This window comes from Collinsella sp. OM06-18AC, assembly GCF_003438785.1.
Lineage (GTDB): Bacteria > Actinomycetota > Coriobacteriia > Coriobacteriales > Coriobacteriaceae > Collinsella.
On the sequence record NZ_QSTX01000005.1, the window covers coordinates 89,786 to 106,471 of the forward strand.

Genomic DNA, 16,686 nt, shown 5'->3' on the forward strand with positions numbered 1-16,686 from the left:
TTCGGACGCCCCGCGTTCTCTTTTTATGCGCTCGCTGCAGGCGCCGTCTGCAAGTGTATAATTTCGCTCGTATGTAATTTGGACGCTTGTGCGTTCTGCCCATAACAAGAAAGGTCGCTATGCCTACCATTTCTACCGCCGACTTCAAGAACGGCCTCGGTCTCCGCATTAAGGACAAGGTCTACACCATCGTCGAGTTCCAGCATGTCAAGCCGGGCAAGGGCGGCGCGTTTGTGCGCTACAAGACCCGCGACATCAAGAGCGGCCGCGTCGTCGAGAACACCTGCAACGCCGGCACCAAGTTCGAGAGCGTCATGCTCACCACCCGTGAGTTCCAGTACCTCTACAACGATGGCACCGACTACATCTTCATGGACAACGAATCCTATGAGCAGGTTCCCGTTCCCGAGGACATGGTGGGCGAGAACTCCAAGTGGCTGCGCGAGAACGACATCTGCCAGCTGCTCTTCGCCGACGATGAGCTCATGGGCGTGACTCCGCCGATGTTCATCGAGACCACCATCGTCCAGACCGACCCGGGCTTTAAGGGCGACACCGTCCAGGGTTCCACCAAGCCGGCCACGATTGACACCGGCGCTGTCATCCAGGTCCCCATGTACCTCAACGAGGGCGAGGTCATCAAGGTTGACACCCGCGACGGCAAGTTCGTCTCCCGCGTCTAGCAACCAACTCTTCTAGGAGGACTCATGCCCCAGGAAATCAAGATTGACGGCATCGGCATTTCGCCCGATGTTCTGACCGCCATCGTCTCGCGCGCCGTGTCGGATGTCGAGGGCATCGCCTCCGTTGGCGTCAAGGACCTTGCCACCAACCTTGTCTCCATGATGCTCTCGTCCAAGGCCCCGGCTTCCGAGCCGGCGGTCGAGGCCGAGGTCATCGGCGACAAGCTCGCACTCACCGTGCGTGTCGTGGTGTTCTTTGGCTATCCGTTCAAGAAACTCGCCGAGGCCGTTCGCGCCGCCGTGGTCGCCGCCATCGATGCCCAGGTGGGCGTCGAGGTCGAGCGCGTTGACGTTTGTATCGACGGCCTCGTTTTCCCCAAGGAGTAACCTTTGAGCCTTAAGGTTTATCGCGGGCGCACGCTTGCCCGCAGTCAGGCGCTGCAGCTGCTGTTCCAGGCCGAGGCCACGGACAGCCCGCTCGAGCGCGTCCTCGAGGGCGATTTCCTGATCTCGAAGGGTCCCCTCGACCCCTATGCGCTGGAGCTGTGCCGCGGTGCCTACGAGCATATCGACCGCATCGACTGCGCTCTGCGCTCCGTTGCCAAGAACTGGGATCTTATGCGCATGCCCGGCGCCGACCGCAACCTGCTGCGTATCGCCGTCTACGAGATGCGTTTCCTCACCGACGAAGAGGTCTCGGACGCCATCGTGATCAACGAGGCCGTTGAGCTTGCCAAGGCCTATGGGACCGACCAGTCCGCGTCGTTCGTCAACGGCGTGCTGGGCAAGATCGCTCGCAGCGAGGAGCTGCCGGGTGAGGACCTGTACCAGGAGCTGCTGGCCGAGGATCGCGCTCGCGAGGAGGCCCAGGCTGCCGAGGCTGCCGCTAAAGTTGCGGTTGCTCAGGCTGAGGCTGGTGTGCTGGCCGAGGATGTGGACGCTGCTGAGGCCGTCGAGGAGTAGTCATGCCAGAGGGTTCTGTCCGCAACTTTGACGAGATCTCAGACCGTTTGGATCAGATCATCGCTACCGTTCGCTCCAAGGATACCTCCTTGGAGCGTTCGCTCGATCTGTTTGACGAGGCGATTGAGCTGGGCTCCCGCGCGGTCGACATGGTCGATAAGTTTGAGTTGACGCCGCGTGAGGCCGACAAGCTCGAGCAGGAATACGATGAGGATGCGGCAAACGAATCCTAGGATAGCTAGGCCGCATCTCCGGATACGAATGGTTGATGGCATTCATGAAACGCGTGCGTCTTGATGACGAACTGATTTCACAGGGCATCTGCGCCGATCGCGCGGATGCCCTTCGCACTCTTATGGCCGGCTTGGTCTCGAGTGGCGGTGAGCGTTTGACTTCGCCGGGCCTTAAGGTGATCCCGGGCCTGCCGCTGCACGTGAAGGGGCGCATTCCCTATGTTGGCCGCGGTGGTCTTAAGCTCGAAGGCGCGCTTGATGCGTTTGGTATCAATCCGACGGGCCTTGCCTGTCTGGATGTTGGCTGCTCTACCGGCGGCTTTACCGATTGCCTGCTCAAGCGCGGAGCTGCGACCGTTGTCTCGGTGGACGTGGGCCGTGCCCAGTTTGATTGGTCGCTGCGTCAGGACGATCGCGTGACGCTGCATGAGCGCACAAACGTGACGCAGCTGCCTGAGCTTGGTTATGCCGGCGCCATCGACCTGGCTGTGTGCGATGTCTCGTTTACCAGCATCGCGAATATAATCGACGCCGTGCTGGCGTGCCTGAAGCCTTCGGGTTCGTTCTGCACGCTCGTAAAGCCCCAGTTTGAGGCTCCGGCGGCGCTGGTGGGCGAGGGCGGTATCGTGACCGACCCCGCCGTCCGCCGCGATACGCTCGTGGCGGCGATTGAGCTTTTTGCCGTCAAGGGCCTGTTCCCGCTTGACGTGTGCGTGTCGCCCATCCATGGCGCTAAGGGCAACGTTGAGTTTTTCTTGTACGGCACAAGGTTTGTCCCCGGGGAGCGCGCCGACGATGAGCTGCAATCCCAGGTATCGGTTTTGAGCGAGAAAGCTGCAACGCTATGAAGGTCTTTCTGGTTCCCAATTACTACAAGCAAGAGGCGGTCGAGAGCGGCCTGATGCTCGAGCTTTGGCTGACGCGCCAGGGCTATGAGGTCGCATGGGCTGCCGACCAGCGATCGAAGATTCAAAGCACGCCTGATATTGACGGCTCCGATCTGGTCATTACGCTCGGCGGCGACGGTACGCTGCTGCGCGCTGCCCGCATCCTCAACCATCGCGAGATTCCTATCCTTGGTCTTTCCTATGGTCACCTGGGTTTTTTAACTGCTGCGAGCCCCGAGGAGCGCGACATTCTGCAGGTCGTGAGCGACGCCCTGTCCGGCGAGCTGCACGTGAGCCGCCGCGCCACCATCGCCGCGGATATCGTGTCCGTGCGCGAAGACGGCACGAAGGATGTCGTGCGCACGTTTGCCCTCAACGATATGGCACTTACGCGCGGCCCCCTGTCCGATATGGTTGAGTTTGACATCACGGTGTCCGGCCATCATATCGACCGCCTTCGCGGCGACGGTGTCGTCGTTTCGACGGCGACCGGCTCCACCGGCTACGCGCTTTCCGCCGGCGGTCCCATTGTCAGCCCCGATTACACGGGTATGGTCTGTGTGCCCATCGCCCCGCATACCATTCAGGCTCGCGCTTTTTTGACCTCGCCGAGTGATGTCGTCGAGATCTTTATGTCCGATGATCGCCCGAGCGTGCCGGCGATTGCCATCGACGGACAGTTTATTACCTGCGATGGCACGGTCGAGAGCGTGGCCGTGCGCCGTGGTCCCGGCGACGTGCTGCTGCTTGATTACGGTCCCGAGAGCTTCTATAACTCGGTGAGCCGCGTGTTCTATGGAGTGCGCCATGATCGATGAGCTGCAGGTTTCCAACATCGCGCTCATTCGCGAGGCGACGTTGGTTCCGAGTGCGGGCCTAACGGTTTTGACCGGCGAGACCGGCGCCGGCAAGACCGCGCTGCTCTCGGCCCTCAAGCTTATTTTGGGCGAGCGCGCGGATTCGTCGACGGTGCGCGAGGGCGAGGCGCTGGCGAGCGTCGAGGCGCGCCTGTTCGACGGTCCGCACGACACGGAGGGGTTCACCGTACAGCGTAGCCTTTCTGCCGAGGGCCGCAGCCGCGTAAAAATTGACGGCCGCATCGCCAGCGTGCGTGAGCTTTCGGAGCGCGTCGGCGTGATGATGGATCTTTGCGGTCAGCACGAGCACCAGCGCCTCCTCGATCCGGCGCATCACGTTGCCATGGTCGATGCCTGGGCTGGTCGCTCTGCGCTCGAGGCGCTCGACCGTTACCGTGCCTGCTTCAAGGCTTCGCGTGACGCCGCCAAGGAGCTTCGCCGTGTGGAGGAAGCCTCACGCGCGCAGGGGAGTCGCGTCGAGGAGGCGCGCTTCGCCCTGGAGCGTATCGCCGAGGTCGACCCCAAGCCGGGTGAGTATGAGGAGCTCGAGGAGCTGCTACCGCGCTCCGAGCATGCCGAGGTGCTGGTGGCGACGGCCAACGATGCCCATGCATCGCTTACTTCCGAAGGGGGAGCGCTCGATGCCGTGAACGGCGCCGTGGCAGAACTGTCGCGCATGGCTACCGTCGATCGTAAACTGGGTGACATCGCCGACGCACTTTCGAATGCCTGCATCTTACTCGAGGATTGCGCCAACGAGCTGCGTGCTTATCGCGATGGCGTCGCCTTCGACCCGCGCGAGCTCGCTCGCATGCGTGAGCGGTTTTCCGACCTCAAGGGCCTGTTGCGTCAGTGGGGTCCCACCATGGACGATGTTTTTGCCATGCGCGATCGCTCGCAAGAGCTGCTGTCCCTGGTCGATGATGGCGATGAACAGATCAAAAAGGCGCGCGAATCACTTGGTGCTGCTGAGCGCGAGTTGTTTGCCGCTGCCAAGGCGCTTAAGCGCGCTCGCAATACGGCGGCCCCGCGCTTCTGCCACGAGGTTGGTCGTCAGATGGCACGCTTGGAGATGGGCGGCGCCGAGCTCGTTTGGGAGTCGCGTGATCTTCCGCGCGCCGAGTGGACGCCGGCGGGTCCTTCGAGCTATGAGCTTTTGTATCGCAGCGGTGCCGGCTTGACGCCGCGTCCCCTGCGTCGAATTGCGTCGGGCGGCGAGCTCAGCCGCGTCATGCTGGCAAGCAAGGTTGTCCTCGGTAACGCGGACGGTGTTGATACACTGGTGTTTGACGAGGTCGATGCTGGTGTCGGTGGCTCCACGGCTCGTGCTCTTGCTGGTGTGCTGGCCGATCTTGCCGCGACGCATCAGGTGATTGTCGTAACCCACTTGGCGCAGGTCGCCGTCATGGCCGACAAGCATTACGTGGTCAGTAAAGAGCCCGGCGACTTTCCCCAAACGCATCTGGACGAGGTGACCGGCGATGCCCGTACCGCAGAGATCGCCCGTATGCTGAGCGGCGATCAATCGGAGGCAAGCCTAGCGCACGCCAGGCAGATGCTGGAAGAAGCGCGTGCTTAGGCCGTGCCGCCACATGCATGTCCGACCTGTCCGCCACGAAACCGGCCCATCTACTACGTTTAATAGGCCATCGGGAACCATGTCAAGAATTGCAAAAAGAAAACCGCAGGTAGAGCGCCTGCGGTTTTCTCTATTTTCGGTATGTGGTTGGGCCATACGGATAAAACGTAGTAGATAGGCCGGTTTCGTGGCGAGTGGCGTTTATCGGCTCCCTAAAATGTCTACTCTACGACCTTATCCGGCTGGATGAGCTCTTCGTAGTAGCTGATGTGCTCGCGCGCGTCCTCGATTTCGGGCAGCAGGAAGTTGTAAATGACCTCTATGATCATCGTGGCGCTCATCTTGGAGAACGCGAAGTCGCCCGTTGTCAGCAGTGCCTCGTGATTGACGGTATTAAAGGTGTAGTCGGCTAGGCGCGCAAGTGGAGACTTGCTGTCGCTGCTGATGACGACTACAGTGGCGCCGCAATCGCGAGCTGCTTTTGCCATGCGGTTCAGTCGACGCGACTTGCCAGAGTTCGAGATCAACACGATAACATCACCAGGGCGCAACGTGAGCGCGAAACCAATCGAGGTCTCGCTGATGGTGCTTGCCATGCAGCGAAGGCCCAGCTGCGAAAACTTAAATGTCGCATCGAGCGCGACCGCGTTCGTATTGCCCACGGCGGCGAACTCAATAACGCCGGCATTCTTAAGCGCGTGCACAACTGCGGCCAACGTGTCGTGATCAATGCCGTCGATGGTCGCATTAAGCTCACTCACCTTGGCGGCGAGGATATTTTTAAGGCTCTGCTCCATGTTGTCGAGCGAGACCTCGTCGGTCAGGCCCTCGTTGCGCTGACTCTCCAAGTCGCGAGCCAACGAAAACTGAAAGCTGCGGAAGCTGCCAAAGCCCAGCTTGCGGCAGAAGCGCGAAACCGTCGCCTCGGACGTGGCAGCGGCTCGTGAGAGCTGGGCGGCCGTCAGGCGCGGCGCCTCGGACTGGTGCTCCAATATATAGTCGACAATGCGCTGCTCGGAATCGCTGTACCCTTTGTGTGTGCTAATAAGGGAGAGCGCGCTCTTGCTGCTATCGGTCATGGATGGCTCCTGGTTGGCATTGAAAATCGGACTCGTTTTTCAATGCCATAGTATACGGGCATTTTCAATTACAAGATACACCTTGCCGTTTCAAGTGTTGATGGTAAACTTTCACTTACCGTTTACGGTTATGAAAGAACCTTTCACCGGAGAATTGCGCCTTATCTCTTCTCACGCGGACGGTAGGTTGGTATCTTTCAAGTGTGGAAAAACGCGCATTGAAGCGCGTTTAGGGGAGCGCCTGCGGGCGCAGTACTCAAGAAGGAGGGACACATGGCTAAGTTTGACATCATCGCCGCGACCGGTTGCCCGACCGGCATTGCGCACACCTTCATGGCGAAGGAGGCGCTGGAGAAGGCAGCTGCCGAGCGAGGTCTGACCATTAAGGTCGAGACTCATGGCCAGGTCGGTGTCGAGAACGAGCTCACCAAGAGCGAGATCGCCGGTGCCAAGGCCGTCGTCGTCGCAGCCGATAAGGATGTCCAGGCTGAGCGTTTCGCCGGTAAGCCCATGGTTTCCGTCGGTGTTTCCAAGGCCCTGTCCGTCGAGGCCGCCGGAAAGCTGATCGACCGCGCGCTCGCCGCCAAGGGCGACGACACGGTTGCCGCTGCCGCCGATGTCGAGGACGAGGTCGAGGAGAAGGAGTCCATCGGTCACGTCATCTACAAGCACCTCATGAACGGCGTCAGCCACATGCTGGTCTTCGTCGTTGCCGGTGGTGTTCTGACCGCCATTTCGTTCCTGTGGGGCATCACGTCCTTTGATTCGACGGCTGCCGACTACAACAGCTTTGCCGCGATGCTCAAGATTATCGGCGGTATCGCCATGAACCTCATGGTTCCGGTGCTCTCCGCCTACATCGCCGAGTCTATCGGCAAGCGCCCGGCGCTCGTCCCCGGTTTCGTCGCCGGTATGATTGCCATCCAGGGTCTGCCCGTTAACGCCGATACTGGCATGATCGACGCTGGAGGCTCGGGTGTGGGCTTTGGCTTCCTGGGCGGCATCGTCGGCGGCTTCCTCGCTGGCTATGTCATCCTGCTGCTCGAGAAGGTTTTCTCTAAAATTCCCGCGAGCCTTAATGGCCTGAAGGCAATCTTCCTTTATCCGCTGTGCTCTACCGCCATCGTCGGCCTAGTCATGCTCGGTATTTCCGGCCCCATGGCTGCCATTAACCAGGGCATGATGGATTTCCTGCAGAGCCTCGGTAACTCCGGTCCGGTGATCCTTGGCCTGGCCATCGGCTGCATGTGCGCATTTGACATGGGCGGCCCGGTCAACAAGGCTGCTTACGCTACTGGCACCTTCCTGCTCGGTACCGCTCTCGAAGCTGGCGTCGGCACCGAGACCTACAACTTCGGCACCAACTTCATGGCTGCCGTCTCCGCCGCTTGCATCGTTCCGCCGCTGATCACCACCTTCGCCGTCGTTGTCGGCAAGAAGTACTTCAGCCAGGAGGATCATGACGCCGGTATCGTCAACCTTATCCTTGGTTGCACCCACATCACCGAGGGCGCCATTCCGTTCATGACCAAGAACATCTGGCCCGTCATGCCCATCATGATGGTCGGTTCTTCCATCGCTTCCATCTTGACCATCTTCTTCAACGTTCACGATCCGGCGCCTCACGGCGGCTTCCTGGTCCTGCCCGTTGTCGAGAACGGCCCGCAGTGGGTCCTCGCGATCCTCATCGGCGCCGTGGTCGGTGGCATCCTGTTCGTGGCCTTCAAGAAGTACGACTTCGAGAAGAATCAGAAGGCCGCTCCTGTAGCCAAGCCGGTTGAGGCTTCCAAGGCCGCTGCCGTTGAGGCCCCTAAGGCCGAGGCTGCCGACTTCGTGAAGGTTGAGAATGTCTTTGTCGCCGAGGAGTTCGCTTCTCGTGACGAGGCTCTGAGCTTCGTTTCCAACCAGGCTGTCAAGGCTGGTATCGCCAGCGACGCCGACGCCGTGATGAACGCCTTCCTGGCCCGCGAGGCCGAGGGCACCACGGGAATGATGGAGGGCTTCGCCATTCCGCATGCCAAGTCCGACGCCATTACCGAGGCTGCCGTCATCGTCGTTAAGGACGAGTCCGGCGTGACCGGTTGGGATACCATGGACGGCGCTCCCGTCAACGTGGCCATCGCCCTGCTCATCCCTGGTGCACAGGCTGGCACCACGCACCTCAAGATCCTGTCCAAGGTCGCCGAGGCGCTCATGGACGAGGACTTCCGTGCCACCGTCAAGGGTTCCACCGACGCCGCCGAGATCGCCAAGACGATCAACGCCCGCCTGGTCTAATTCCGCAGTACGCGAATAACATCGCCCCCTGTAACAAAGGCGAGGACTCCCTACGGGTCCTCGCCTTTTTTCATGCCACCCGGCACTTAGGGACGTCCTTTTCCTGCCGGCACCCCGGGACACTCCTTAGTCCCCAACAGGGCATTAATAGCCCTCATCGACTGAATCACCCACGCCAACAATAATTCAGCCAGAATTCCTTTCGCACGATATTGCTCTGGACCATCCGAGTTTCCGCAACTCGCTTGCCGGGCGGGGCGGTTAAGTTTGTCGTGAGTTCCGCACGCAAAGGAAAGCACTTAATGTGCTTTCCGTCTTGCGCAGGACTGTAGAGCAGCAAACTTAACCGCCCCGCCCGGCAGGCGAGCGGACAGCGAACGACATCTGTCCAACAATTCGTGCGAAACACAATGAAAAACCGTTTGATGTGAGTTAATATAAACAACGTCGTGAATCTGACTCCTGCCACATGCATGACAGGGGTTAAACACAAAAAAGGAGTCAACTATGGTTTCTGAGAAGGCTACCCTCGTTAATCCTCAGGGTCTGCACATGCGTCCGGCTGGTCTGTTCGCCTCCACCATGGGCAAGTACGCCTGTGACGTGACGGTCGTCACCCCCGAGAAGGAGGTCAACGGCAAGTCCCCGATGGCCCTCATGGCTGCTGGTATCCCCTGCGGCACCGAGGTCGAGGTCAAGTGCGACGGCGCCGACGAGGCCGAGGCTCTGGCTGCTGCCATCGAGCTCATCAAGAGCGGTCTTGGCGAGTAGAACTCAAACGGGTCGCATGTTGAACAACTAAGTTCATATTTGGGGGCGCAGTGACCTGTCTTAAGGTAGCTGCGCTCTTTTGTCATGGATATGGCAAAACGCTTTATCACATGACACGGAGAGAGGAATGGGAATGTATCAGGGAGTCAACGCTTCCGAGGGCATCGGTATCGGCACCGTCATGGTCGCCGTCGATCCCGACTTGACGTTTGAGCCGCACGAGGTTGCTGATTCGGCAGCAGAGAAGGAGCGCTATCAGACCGCTCTTTCGGTCTTCTGCGAGAAGACCCAGGCTCAGGCCGACCACATGAAGGAGACGGTGGGCGAGGCCGAGGCCGAGATCATGAGCGGACACATTGTCCTGGCTCAGGATCCGGGCATGACCGACGCCATCAACGCCGCCATTGATGGCGGCACCTGCGCCGAGCAGGCGCTCATGGACACCTCGACCATGTTCGAGAACATGTTCCTGTCCATGGACGATGAGATGTTCCGTCTGCGCGCGGCCGACATCGCCGACATCCGCACCGGTATTCTGGCCGAGCTGCTGGGCAAGGAGGTCGTCGACCTTTCCGTCCTGCCCGAGAACACCGTCGTTGTCGTGCACGACCTCACGCCGTCCATGACCGCCACGATCGATAAGGCCCACGTTGCCGGTATCGTCACCGAGACTGGTGGCCGCACGTCGCACTCCGCAATCATTGCGCGCGCCCTCGAGATCCCTGCTGTCCTTTCGGTTTCCAACAGCTGCACCGCACTGCGCAACGGCATGACCGTTGTCGTCGACGGTGGCAAGGGTATCGTCGAGGCCGATCCCGATGAGGAGACGCTCGCCGCTTACACTGCCAAGGCCGAGGCTTTCGCTGCCGAGAAGGCGGCTCTCGAGGCCTTCCGCGGCAAGCCGTCCGTGACTGCCGACGGCATCAAGAAGATCATTGCCTGCAACATCGGCAATCCCGATGACGTGCCCAACGCGCTCGATCACGACGCCGAGGCTATCGGCCTGTTCCGTTCCGAGTTCCTGTTCATGGACTCTGCTGAGCTTCCTTCCGAGGAGGAGCAGTTCAACGCCTATCGTAAGGTCGCCAGCGCGCTCAAGGGCGCTCCGGTCATCATCCGCACGCTCGATGTGGGTGGCGACAAGGAGATTCCGTACCTGCACATGGTCAAGGAAGAGAACCCCTTCATGGGCTTCCGCGCCGTGCGTTACTGCCTGGCCAACCCCGACCAGTACAAGGTCCAGCTCCGCGCCCTGCTGCGCGCCAGCGCCTTCGGTGACGTCAAGATTATGATCCCGCTCGTCACCTGCGTCGAGGAAGTCTTGGCTGTCAAGGAGCTCGTCGAGCAGTGCAAGACCGAGCTGACCGAAGAGGGTCGCAAGTTCAACGAGAACATCGAGGTCGGCATCATGGTCGAGACGCCTGCAGCCTCGCTGCTCGCTGACCGCCTGGCCGAGGTCGCCGACTTCTTCTCCATCGGCACCAACGACCTGATCGGCTACACCATGTGCGCCGACCGTGGCAACGACACCATCTCCAACCTGTACCAGGTTTACTATCCCGCCGTGCTCCGCTCGCTCAAGAACATCATCGAGAGCGGCGTGAAGGCCGGCATCATGGTCGGTATGTGCGGCGAGGCCGCTGCCGATCCGTTGCTCGAGCCGCTGCTGATCAGCTGGGGCCTGGAGGAGTTCTCGATGAGCGCTCCGTCCATCCTGCGCGCCCGCAAGACCATCAGCCAGTGGACCAAGGCCGAGTGCGACGAGCTCGCCGAGAAGGCGCTCGCCTGCAGCACCGCTGCCGAGGTCAAGGCACTGCTCGAGTCCGCAGCTCGCTAATTTGGTATCAGAGGTAACCGCGTGGTTGGAATGGGCCGGCCACGCGGCCCTCACATATACAGGGGGTACTGTAAATGTTCTACACGCTAACCGCTAACCCGGCTGTCGACATGACGGTTTCGAGCTCTCCGCTCGAGCCCGACGAGAACGTCCGCACCGGCTCGGCCAGCTACACGGCTAACGGCAAGGGCCTCGACGTGTCCTTCGCCTTTAAGAAGATGGGCGTCGACACCGTCGCGCTCGGTTTCTTCGCCGGCTTCACGGGCAAGTTCATCGTCGAGGAGGTCATGAACCTGGGTTGCCTCTGCCGCCCGGTCTGGACCGACGGTATCACGCGCATCAACACCTACGTCAACGATGGCCAGCACGAGTACGGCATCCTGAACCCCGGTGCTCCGATCACGCCGCAGCATCAGGAGGAGCTCTACAACATCCTGGACACCGCGGGCGACCTTGAGTGCCTGATCGTCTCCGGCTCCGTGCCTCCCAAAGCTACGCCCGACTTCCTGGCTCAGGTCATGGAGCACGCTCAGGCCCGTGGCGCCGACGTCGTCCTGGACCTGTCCTCCGACAAGCTCAAGGAGCTCGCTCACAAGAAGCCGCTGCTCATTAAGCCGAACCATCACGAGATGAAGGCTATCTTCGGCGTGCCGGTCGACACCGACGACGAGGTCCGCGTTGCCATGAAGCTGGCTCACGAGGCCGGCGTCCAGAACGTGCTGCTCACCCGTGGTAGCCGCGGTGACGCTTACTTCTCCAACGGCGAGGACATCTGGTATGCCAAGCGTGAGTTCAACATCAAGCTTGTCTCTTCCGTCTGCGCCGGCGACTGCACCCTCGCTGCGTTCCTGCACAAGTGGTACAGGGATCGCGACAACGTCGAGGAGGCCATGAAGCTCGCTATGGCCACCGGCGCCAACGTTGCTGAGTCCGTCGGCATCGGCGACTTTGGTCACGTCGACGAGTACAGCAAGCGCGTTGCCGTTCGCAAGCTCGATCGCAAGTAAGCGAAACACGACAAACTCGTGCGCATACGGCGTCCCGGTTTCGACCGGGGCGCCGTTTTTTGTCCCACTCGAACCTCGGAGCCGCGCTTCACGCGTTCCACACCGTTCACCGAGTTGTTGTAGCCTTATGCCGAAGCGTGGAATATACTTTCATTAACACGTTGCTTCGTGAAAGGAACATTCATGATTTACACGCTTACTGCAAATCCCGCTATTGACTACAACATCTCCTGCGATGGCTTGTCCGCCAACACCGTTACCCGCACCCGTAACGCTGTCTACACCCCCAACGGCAAGGGTCTCAACGTTTCGTTTACGCTCGACCACTACGGCGTCGACACCACGATCCTGGGCTTCTTCGCCGGCTTCTCGGGTGAGTATATCGTTAAGGGCGCCGAGGCCCTGGGCGTGCCCGTCAAGCCCGTGTGGACTGACGGCATCACGCGTGTTAACGTGTTCCTCAACGCCGGTCCCGACACCGAGTACAACATGGTCAACGCCGGTGCCGCCATCAACGAAGCCAACGAGCAGGAGATGTTTGAGCTTATCGATTCGCTCGATGACATGACCTGCCTGGTTATCAGCGGCTCGCTGCCCCCCAACACCTCCGAGAGCTTCCTGGCAGAGGTCCTGCGTCGCGTGAAGGCGAAGGGCGCCGAGTTCGTGCTCGATATCTCGAGCCATCAGCTGGCCGACCTCATTGCTATGGAGCCGTTGCTCATTAAGCCTAACGACGACGAGCTGCTCGACATCTTTGGCATTAAGGTGAGCGGTGGCGACGACGAGTCCGTCAAGGGCGCCATGGCCGAGCTGCACGCCAAGGGCGCTAAGAATGTACTGCTGACGCTCGGCGGCGACGGCGCGTACTTCTCCAACGGCGAGCACATCTGGTTTGCCAACCGCACCTTCGACGTCAAGCTGCTGTCGACCGTCTGCGCGGGCGACTCCTCGCTGGCCGCCTTCCTGTCCGTGTGGCACGACGCCCCCGAGCGCGTCGAGGATGCCCTGCGCCTCTCGATGGCCACCGGCGCCAACGTGGTCGAGTGCCCGGGTCTGGGCGATTTTGCCAAGGTCGATGAGTATCAGAAGGGTATTGCAATCCGTCAGGTTTGCTAGTTCCGGCACCTTGCCTGAATAGTTCAATTATTTCGCATCCGTCTTAGACCAGGACGGATGCGTTTTTGTTTATCGGACTTGCGTGTGCAGTGGAGGCTGTTTCTTGCTAGACTTCTTGCAGACGCAATCGATAGCCAATTTGATAGTCGCAGGAGGCCATAGGCATGTGCAATGTTTCGCTCAACGGTACGCAGCCGACCGATGCCTCTATCCGTGTCCTGCGTGCGCTTGAGGCAGCAGGTCTTGAGGCTTGGTACGTGGGCGGTTGGGTACGTGATGCCCTGATGGGACGCCCCAGCCACGATGTTGACATGTGCTGCAGCGGCCTGTGGCAGGAGTCCAAAGAGGCGCTCGAAGCGGCTGATATTGCCGTGGTTGAGTCGGGCATAAAATTTGGCGGCATCACGGCTATTTGCGATGATGAGCGCATTGAGGTCACCACCTACCGCCTAGACGGCTTTTACACCGACGGCCGCCATCCCCAGAGTGTGGAGCGTGCGGCGTCGCTTGAGGACGATCTGGCGCGTCGTGACTTTACCGTTAACGCTATGGCCTGGCATCCCGAGCGTGGTCTTGTCGACCGCTACGATGGTCAGGGCGACCTAGACCGCAAGCTCATCCGCGCCGTTGGAGATCCCAAGCGTCGTTTTAACGAGGATGCCCTGCGCATGTTGCGCGCGGTGCGTTTTGCCTGCCGTCTGGATTTTATGATCGAGCCTAAGACTAAACAGGCGCTTGCCGAGTGCGCGCCGCTGCTCGATGCTGTGGCGCGCGAGCGCGTGGGCATTGAGCTCGAGGGTATCCTTTCGACCGGCCACGGGGGAGACGCCATGCTGCGCTACCCCGAGCTCATCTGCGCCGCCGTGCCCGAGTTTGCAGCGGGTCGCGGGTTTGATCAGCGCAGCGTCTATCATGCGTTTAACGTTTACGAGCATATCGCCCGTGTGCTGACGGTGGCGGGGGAGTTGGCGCTGTGCGACGGCTTTACACCCTCAATGAGCCTAATGTGGGCGGCGTTTTTGCACGACGTTTCCAAGCCCGATTGCTTTACGGTCGACCATGCGGGCAGCGGCCACTTTTACGGTCACCCCGAGCTCGGGGCCAAGAAGGCGCGCGCCATCATGGATCGCTTGGCGCTTTCGCACGACTTGGTCCGCGACGTGTGCCTGCTCATTAAGTACCACGACAAGCCGCTGCGCCCCGAGCGCTCCTGCTTGCTCAATATGATGCGCTTGCTTTCGGGCGAGGGCGTCGATACGCCGCGCCTGATGGACGAGCTTATGGACCTTAAGCGTGCCGACACGCTGGGCAAGGCGCCGTCGTGCTTCTATTACGTCGAGACGATCGAAGAGATGCGCTCACTCGCCCATGATTTGTTGGAGGCGGGGGAGCCCTATTCGCTCAAGATGCTTGCTATCAACGGCGGCGACTTGATTCGTGCCGGTGTGAAGCCGGGGCCCGAGCTAGGCCAGCTACTCAACGCCGCCCTCGAAGCCGTTATCGAGGACAACATCCCCAACGATCGCGAAACCCTTTTGGTTCATCTCAACTTGAATTAGCTAATTAGTTGACCTGCGCGTTCCATAACCTGTCGACAATTTTTCGGCAATTTGGAATTTCTTCTTGCGCTGATGTTTTTTGTCCCGTAATATATTTCCTCGCAGCACGGCAGTGCAGATGTCATGTGGCCCGTTCGTCTAGCGGTTTAGGACGCCGCCCTCTCAAGGCGGAGATCACCAGTTCGAATCTGGTACGGGCTACCACTTCTTTTCTGCCGAGGCCTATGGCCCGTTCGTCTAGCGGTTTAGGACGCCGCCCTCTCAAGGCGGAGATCACCAGTTCGAATCTGGTACGGGCTACCACGCATCTGATACCCGGTCTTTCCACGGAAGGCCGGGTTTTTTATTATCAAACAACTGTCTGTCATTCCCGTTTGAACAAGAGCTTTGCGTTCTGCTTATGGCCCTTACGGGTACAATAACTAAGATATTTTGACTGTTAGAAGGAGTCTCATGACGGAGTCCTCTCAGCATACGTCCAAGCCCCAGGTCGAGGTTGAGGCCTCGGGCGGCGATGACAATAAGAGCGCACGCCGCGGCGCAATCTTTATCGGCGTTGTGCTGGTGGGTTATATCGTCTATCTGGTGGTAACCGGGCAGATGGGGCAGTTCTGGGCTGCTATGTCGAGCGTCCAGGCGCCCTGGCTCGTTGTCGCGTGTCTTTGCATGTTTATGTATCTGTTCTTTGGCATTGTGGCCTATGCGATCGCCGTCTGGCTCGACCCCAATTCACCCGTCGGCATTCGCGACCTGATCTCGGTCGAGGCGAGTGGCATCTTCTTTGGCAACCTGACGCCCATGATGATGGGCTCTACGCCTGCCCAGATCTACCGCCTGACCAAAGCGGGCCAAAACGTGGGCGAAGCGGGTGCCACGCAGTTCACCCGATTTATTGTGTATCAGTTTGGCCTCGTTGCCTGGGGCGCTATCCTATTGCTTGCTCGCATGCCGTTTTTTGCCGAGCGCTATGGCGACATGACGCTGCTGTGCGTCTTTAGTTTTGGCGGTCACTGCTGCATCCTGCTCGGCATCTTCGCCGTCGCGCTCATGCCTAAGACCGTCACGCGCGTCGCCCATTGCATCATCAATTGGCTCGAGCGCATAGGTGTCTCGTCCACTAAGATCGATGGATGGCGCTCGTTTGTCGATGGCGAGATCTACTCCTTCTCCGAGAAGTTCAAGCTTTCGGCCGGACATTTTTCTTCCATGCTGCTCACCGTGTTTATCACCATGCTGCAGCTCGCGTTTTTCTATCTGGTGCCGTATTTTCTGATGCTCGCCTTTGGCCACCACGAGGTCGACTTTTTCTCGGTCATGGCCGCGAGCGCCTTTGTCCAGCTGCTGAGCTCTGCGGTTCCCTTGCCCGGTGGAACTGGTGGCGCTGAGGGCGGCTTTGCTTTGTTCTTGGGTCATTTCTTTGGGTCGGCTTCGACCGCCGGCTATCTGCTGTGGCGTCTCATTACGTTTATCGCGCCGACCATATTGGCTGCGCCCCTGCTGGGCCTTAAGAGCGCCCACAACGAGAGCATCCATGCGCGCTGGGATCGTGTGATGCGCAAGCTCGGCCGTACGCCTCAGACGCCCTCTGCGCCCACTAAGCCGCACCCCATGAATGCTGTTACCGTTGATCCCAAGAAGCACGCTCAGAAGGCTTCTGGGACCGCTAAGCCGGCTCATAAAGCCTATGTGCGACAGACAGGCGACGGTATCCGCGTGTCTCCGTCGGCACTCAATAAGAAGAAGCACCCTAAGTCGCAGTAGGGCAGTCGTGCGTTCTTCATGATGCGGGGCATATTTGTGCTGTATGGGGGATAATCCTCTTACGTAGATTATCTCTC

The 16,686-nt window shown here is 59.9% G+C and carries 15 protein-coding genes and 2 tRNA genes; 16 read left to right on the forward strand and 1 reads right to left on the reverse strand.

Annotated elements, in window-relative coordinates; genetic code table 11:
* Positions 1-119 precede the first annotated feature (119 nt).
* The 7 genes from efp to DXB86_RS04605 are packed head-to-tail and all read left to right on the forward strand — an operon-like array spanning position 120 to position 5,202.
* The gene (gene efp / locus DXB86_RS04575; RefSeq protein WP_006233983.1) at positions 120-683 is read left to right on the forward strand and encodes an elongation factor P; all 564 of its coding nucleotides are present in this window, start codon (positions 120-122) and stop codon (positions 681-683) included.
* A gap of 24 nt (positions 684-707) precedes the next feature.
* On the forward strand, positions 708-1,070 hold the full coding sequence (locus DXB86_RS04580) for an Asp23/Gls24 family envelope stress response protein (protein ID WP_035138197.1): 363 nt from the start codon (positions 708-710) through the stop codon (positions 1,068-1,070).
* Positions 1,071-1,073: 3 nt separating this feature from the next.
* Positions 1,074-1,646: a transcription antitermination factor NusB gene (gene nusB / locus DXB86_RS04585; RefSeq protein ID WP_117736308.1), complete on the forward strand. Its 573-nt coding sequence runs from the start codon at positions 1,074-1,076 to the stop codon at positions 1,644-1,646.
* Between the two features lie 2 nt (positions 1,647-1,648).
* Entirely contained in the window at positions 1,649-1,879 is a 231-nt protein-coding gene (locus DXB86_RS04590; protein ID WP_117736309.1) for an exodeoxyribonuclease VII small subunit, read from the forward strand.
* Between the two features lie 44 nt (positions 1,880-1,923).
* The gene (locus DXB86_RS04595; protein ID WP_117736375.1) at positions 1,924-2,727 is read left to right on the forward strand and encodes a TlyA family RNA methyltransferase; all 804 of its coding nucleotides are present in this window, start codon (positions 1,924-1,926) and stop codon (positions 2,725-2,727) included.
* Positions 2,724-3,584, forward strand: a complete 861-nt coding sequence (locus DXB86_RS04600) for an NAD(+)/NADH kinase (protein ID WP_035138200.1) — start codon at positions 2,724-2,726, stop codon at positions 3,582-3,584. Before DXB86_RS04595 ends, DXB86_RS04600 begins: the two co-directional genes overlap by 4 nt.
* The gene (locus tag DXB86_RS04605) at positions 3,574-5,202 is read left to right on the forward strand and encodes a DNA repair protein RecN (RefSeq protein ID WP_117736310.1); all 1,629 of its coding nucleotides are present in this window, start codon (positions 3,574-3,576) and stop codon (positions 5,200-5,202) included. Before DXB86_RS04600 ends, DXB86_RS04605 begins: the two co-directional genes overlap by 11 nt.
* A gap of 221 nt (positions 5,203-5,423) precedes the next feature.
* Here the strand turns inward: DXB86_RS04605 and DXB86_RS04610 are convergent, their stop codons facing one another.
* Positions 5,424-6,281: a MurR/RpiR family transcriptional regulator gene (locus DXB86_RS04610; RefSeq protein ID WP_117637710.1), complete on the reverse strand. Its 858-nt coding sequence runs from the start codon at positions 6,279-6,281 to the stop codon at positions 5,424-5,426.
* A gap of 273 nt (positions 6,282-6,554) precedes the next feature.
* Here DXB86_RS04610 and DXB86_RS04615 point away from each other — a divergent pair, with 273 nt between their 5' ends.
* From DXB86_RS04615 to DXB86_RS04655, 9 genes are all read left to right on the forward strand, one after another.
* Positions 6,555-8,558: a fructose-specific PTS transporter subunit EIIC gene (locus DXB86_RS04615; RefSeq protein ID WP_117736311.1), complete on the forward strand. Its 2,004-nt coding sequence runs from the start codon at positions 6,555-6,557 to the stop codon at positions 8,556-8,558.
* A gap of 507 nt (positions 8,559-9,065) precedes the next feature.
* Entirely contained in the window at positions 9,066-9,329 is a 264-nt protein-coding gene (locus DXB86_RS04620; RefSeq protein ID WP_022094575.1) for an HPr family phosphocarrier protein, read from the forward strand.
* Positions 9,330-9,462: 133 nt separating this feature from the next.
* Positions 9,463-11,166, forward strand: a complete 1,704-nt coding sequence (ptsP, locus tag DXB86_RS04625) for a phosphoenolpyruvate--protein phosphotransferase (protein ID WP_117736312.1) — start codon at positions 9,463-9,465, stop codon at positions 11,164-11,166.
* Between the two features lie 74 nt (positions 11,167-11,240).
* On the forward strand, positions 11,241-12,173 hold the full coding sequence (locus DXB86_RS04630) for a 1-phosphofructokinase family hexose kinase (RefSeq protein WP_055250439.1): 933 nt from the start codon (positions 11,241-11,243) through the stop codon (positions 12,171-12,173).
* A gap of 183 nt (positions 12,174-12,356) precedes the next feature.
* Positions 12,357-13,289, forward strand: coding sequence for a 1-phosphofructokinase family hexose kinase (locus tag DXB86_RS04635; RefSeq protein WP_117583462.1), 933 nt, complete (start codon positions 12,357-12,359; stop codon positions 13,287-13,289).
* A 164-nt stretch (positions 13,290-13,453) separates the two neighbouring features.
* Complete coding sequence (locus tag DXB86_RS04640) at positions 13,454-14,848, forward strand: CCA tRNA nucleotidyltransferase (protein ID WP_117736313.1); 1,395 nt, start codon at positions 13,454-13,456, stop codon at positions 14,846-14,848.
* Between the two features lie 127 nt (positions 14,849-14,975).
* Positions 14,976-15,052 (forward strand) — tRNA-Glu (locus DXB86_RS04645).
* A gap of 22 nt (positions 15,053-15,074) precedes the next feature.
* A tRNA-Glu gene (locus tag DXB86_RS04650) sits at positions 15,075-15,151 on the forward strand.
* A gap of 150 nt (positions 15,152-15,301) precedes the next feature.
* Positions 15,302-16,609, forward strand: coding sequence for a lysylphosphatidylglycerol synthase transmembrane domain-containing protein (locus tag DXB86_RS04655; protein WP_117736314.1), 1,308 nt, complete (start codon positions 15,302-15,304; stop codon positions 16,607-16,609).
* Positions 16,610-16,686: the final 77 nt, after the last annotated feature.

What these genes read in the sequence shown, in the direction of transcription:
- DXB86_RS04590 (WP_117736309.1), top strand. Translation starts at nt 1,649, where the DNA reads ATGCCAGAGGGTTCTGTCCGCAACTTTGACGAGATCTCAGACCGTTTG.
- DXB86_RS04620 (WP_022094575.1), top strand. Translation starts at nt 9,066, where the DNA reads ATGGTTTCTGAGAAGGCTACCCTCGTTAATCCTCAGGGTCTGCACATG.
- DXB86_RS04595 (WP_117736375.1), top strand. Translation starts at nt 1,924, where the DNA reads ATGAAACGCGTGCGTCTTGATGACGAACTGATTTCACAGGGCATCTGC.
- DXB86_RS04640 (WP_117736313.1), top strand. Translation starts at nt 13,454, where the DNA reads ATGTGCAATGTTTCGCTCAACGGTACGCAGCCGACCGATGCCTCTATC.
- efp (WP_006233983.1), top strand. Translation starts at nt 120, where the DNA reads ATGCCTACCATTTCTACCGCCGACTTCAAGAACGGCCTCGGTCTCCGC.
- DXB86_RS04580 (WP_035138197.1), top strand. Translation starts at nt 708, where the DNA reads ATGCCCCAGGAAATCAAGATTGACGGCATCGGCATTTCGCCCGATGTT.
- DXB86_RS04635 (WP_117583462.1), top strand. Translation starts at nt 12,357, where the DNA reads ATGATTTACACGCTTACTGCAAATCCCGCTATTGACTACAACATCTCC.
- DXB86_RS04655 (WP_117736314.1), top strand. Translation starts at nt 15,302, where the DNA reads ATGACGGAGTCCTCTCAGCATACGTCCAAGCCCCAGGTCGAGGTTGAG.
- DXB86_RS04610 (WP_117637710.1), bottom strand. Translation starts at nt 6,281, where the DNA reads ATGACCGATAGCAGCAAGAGCGCGCTCTCCCTTATTAGCACACACAAA.
- DXB86_RS04615 (WP_117736311.1), top strand. Translation starts at nt 6,555, where the DNA reads ATGGCTAAGTTTGACATCATCGCCGCGACCGGTTGCCCGACCGGCATT.
- DXB86_RS04600 (WP_035138200.1), top strand. Translation starts at nt 2,724, where the DNA reads ATGAAGGTCTTTCTGGTTCCCAATTACTACAAGCAAGAGGCGGTCGAG.
- DXB86_RS04605 (WP_117736310.1), top strand. Translation starts at nt 3,574, where the DNA reads ATGATCGATGAGCTGCAGGTTTCCAACATCGCGCTCATTCGCGAGGCG.
- ptsP (WP_117736312.1), top strand. Translation starts at nt 9,463, where the DNA reads ATGTATCAGGGAGTCAACGCTTCCGAGGGCATCGGTATCGGCACCGTC.
- DXB86_RS04630 (WP_055250439.1), top strand. Translation starts at nt 11,241, where the DNA reads ATGTTCTACACGCTAACCGCTAACCCGGCTGTCGACATGACGGTTTCG.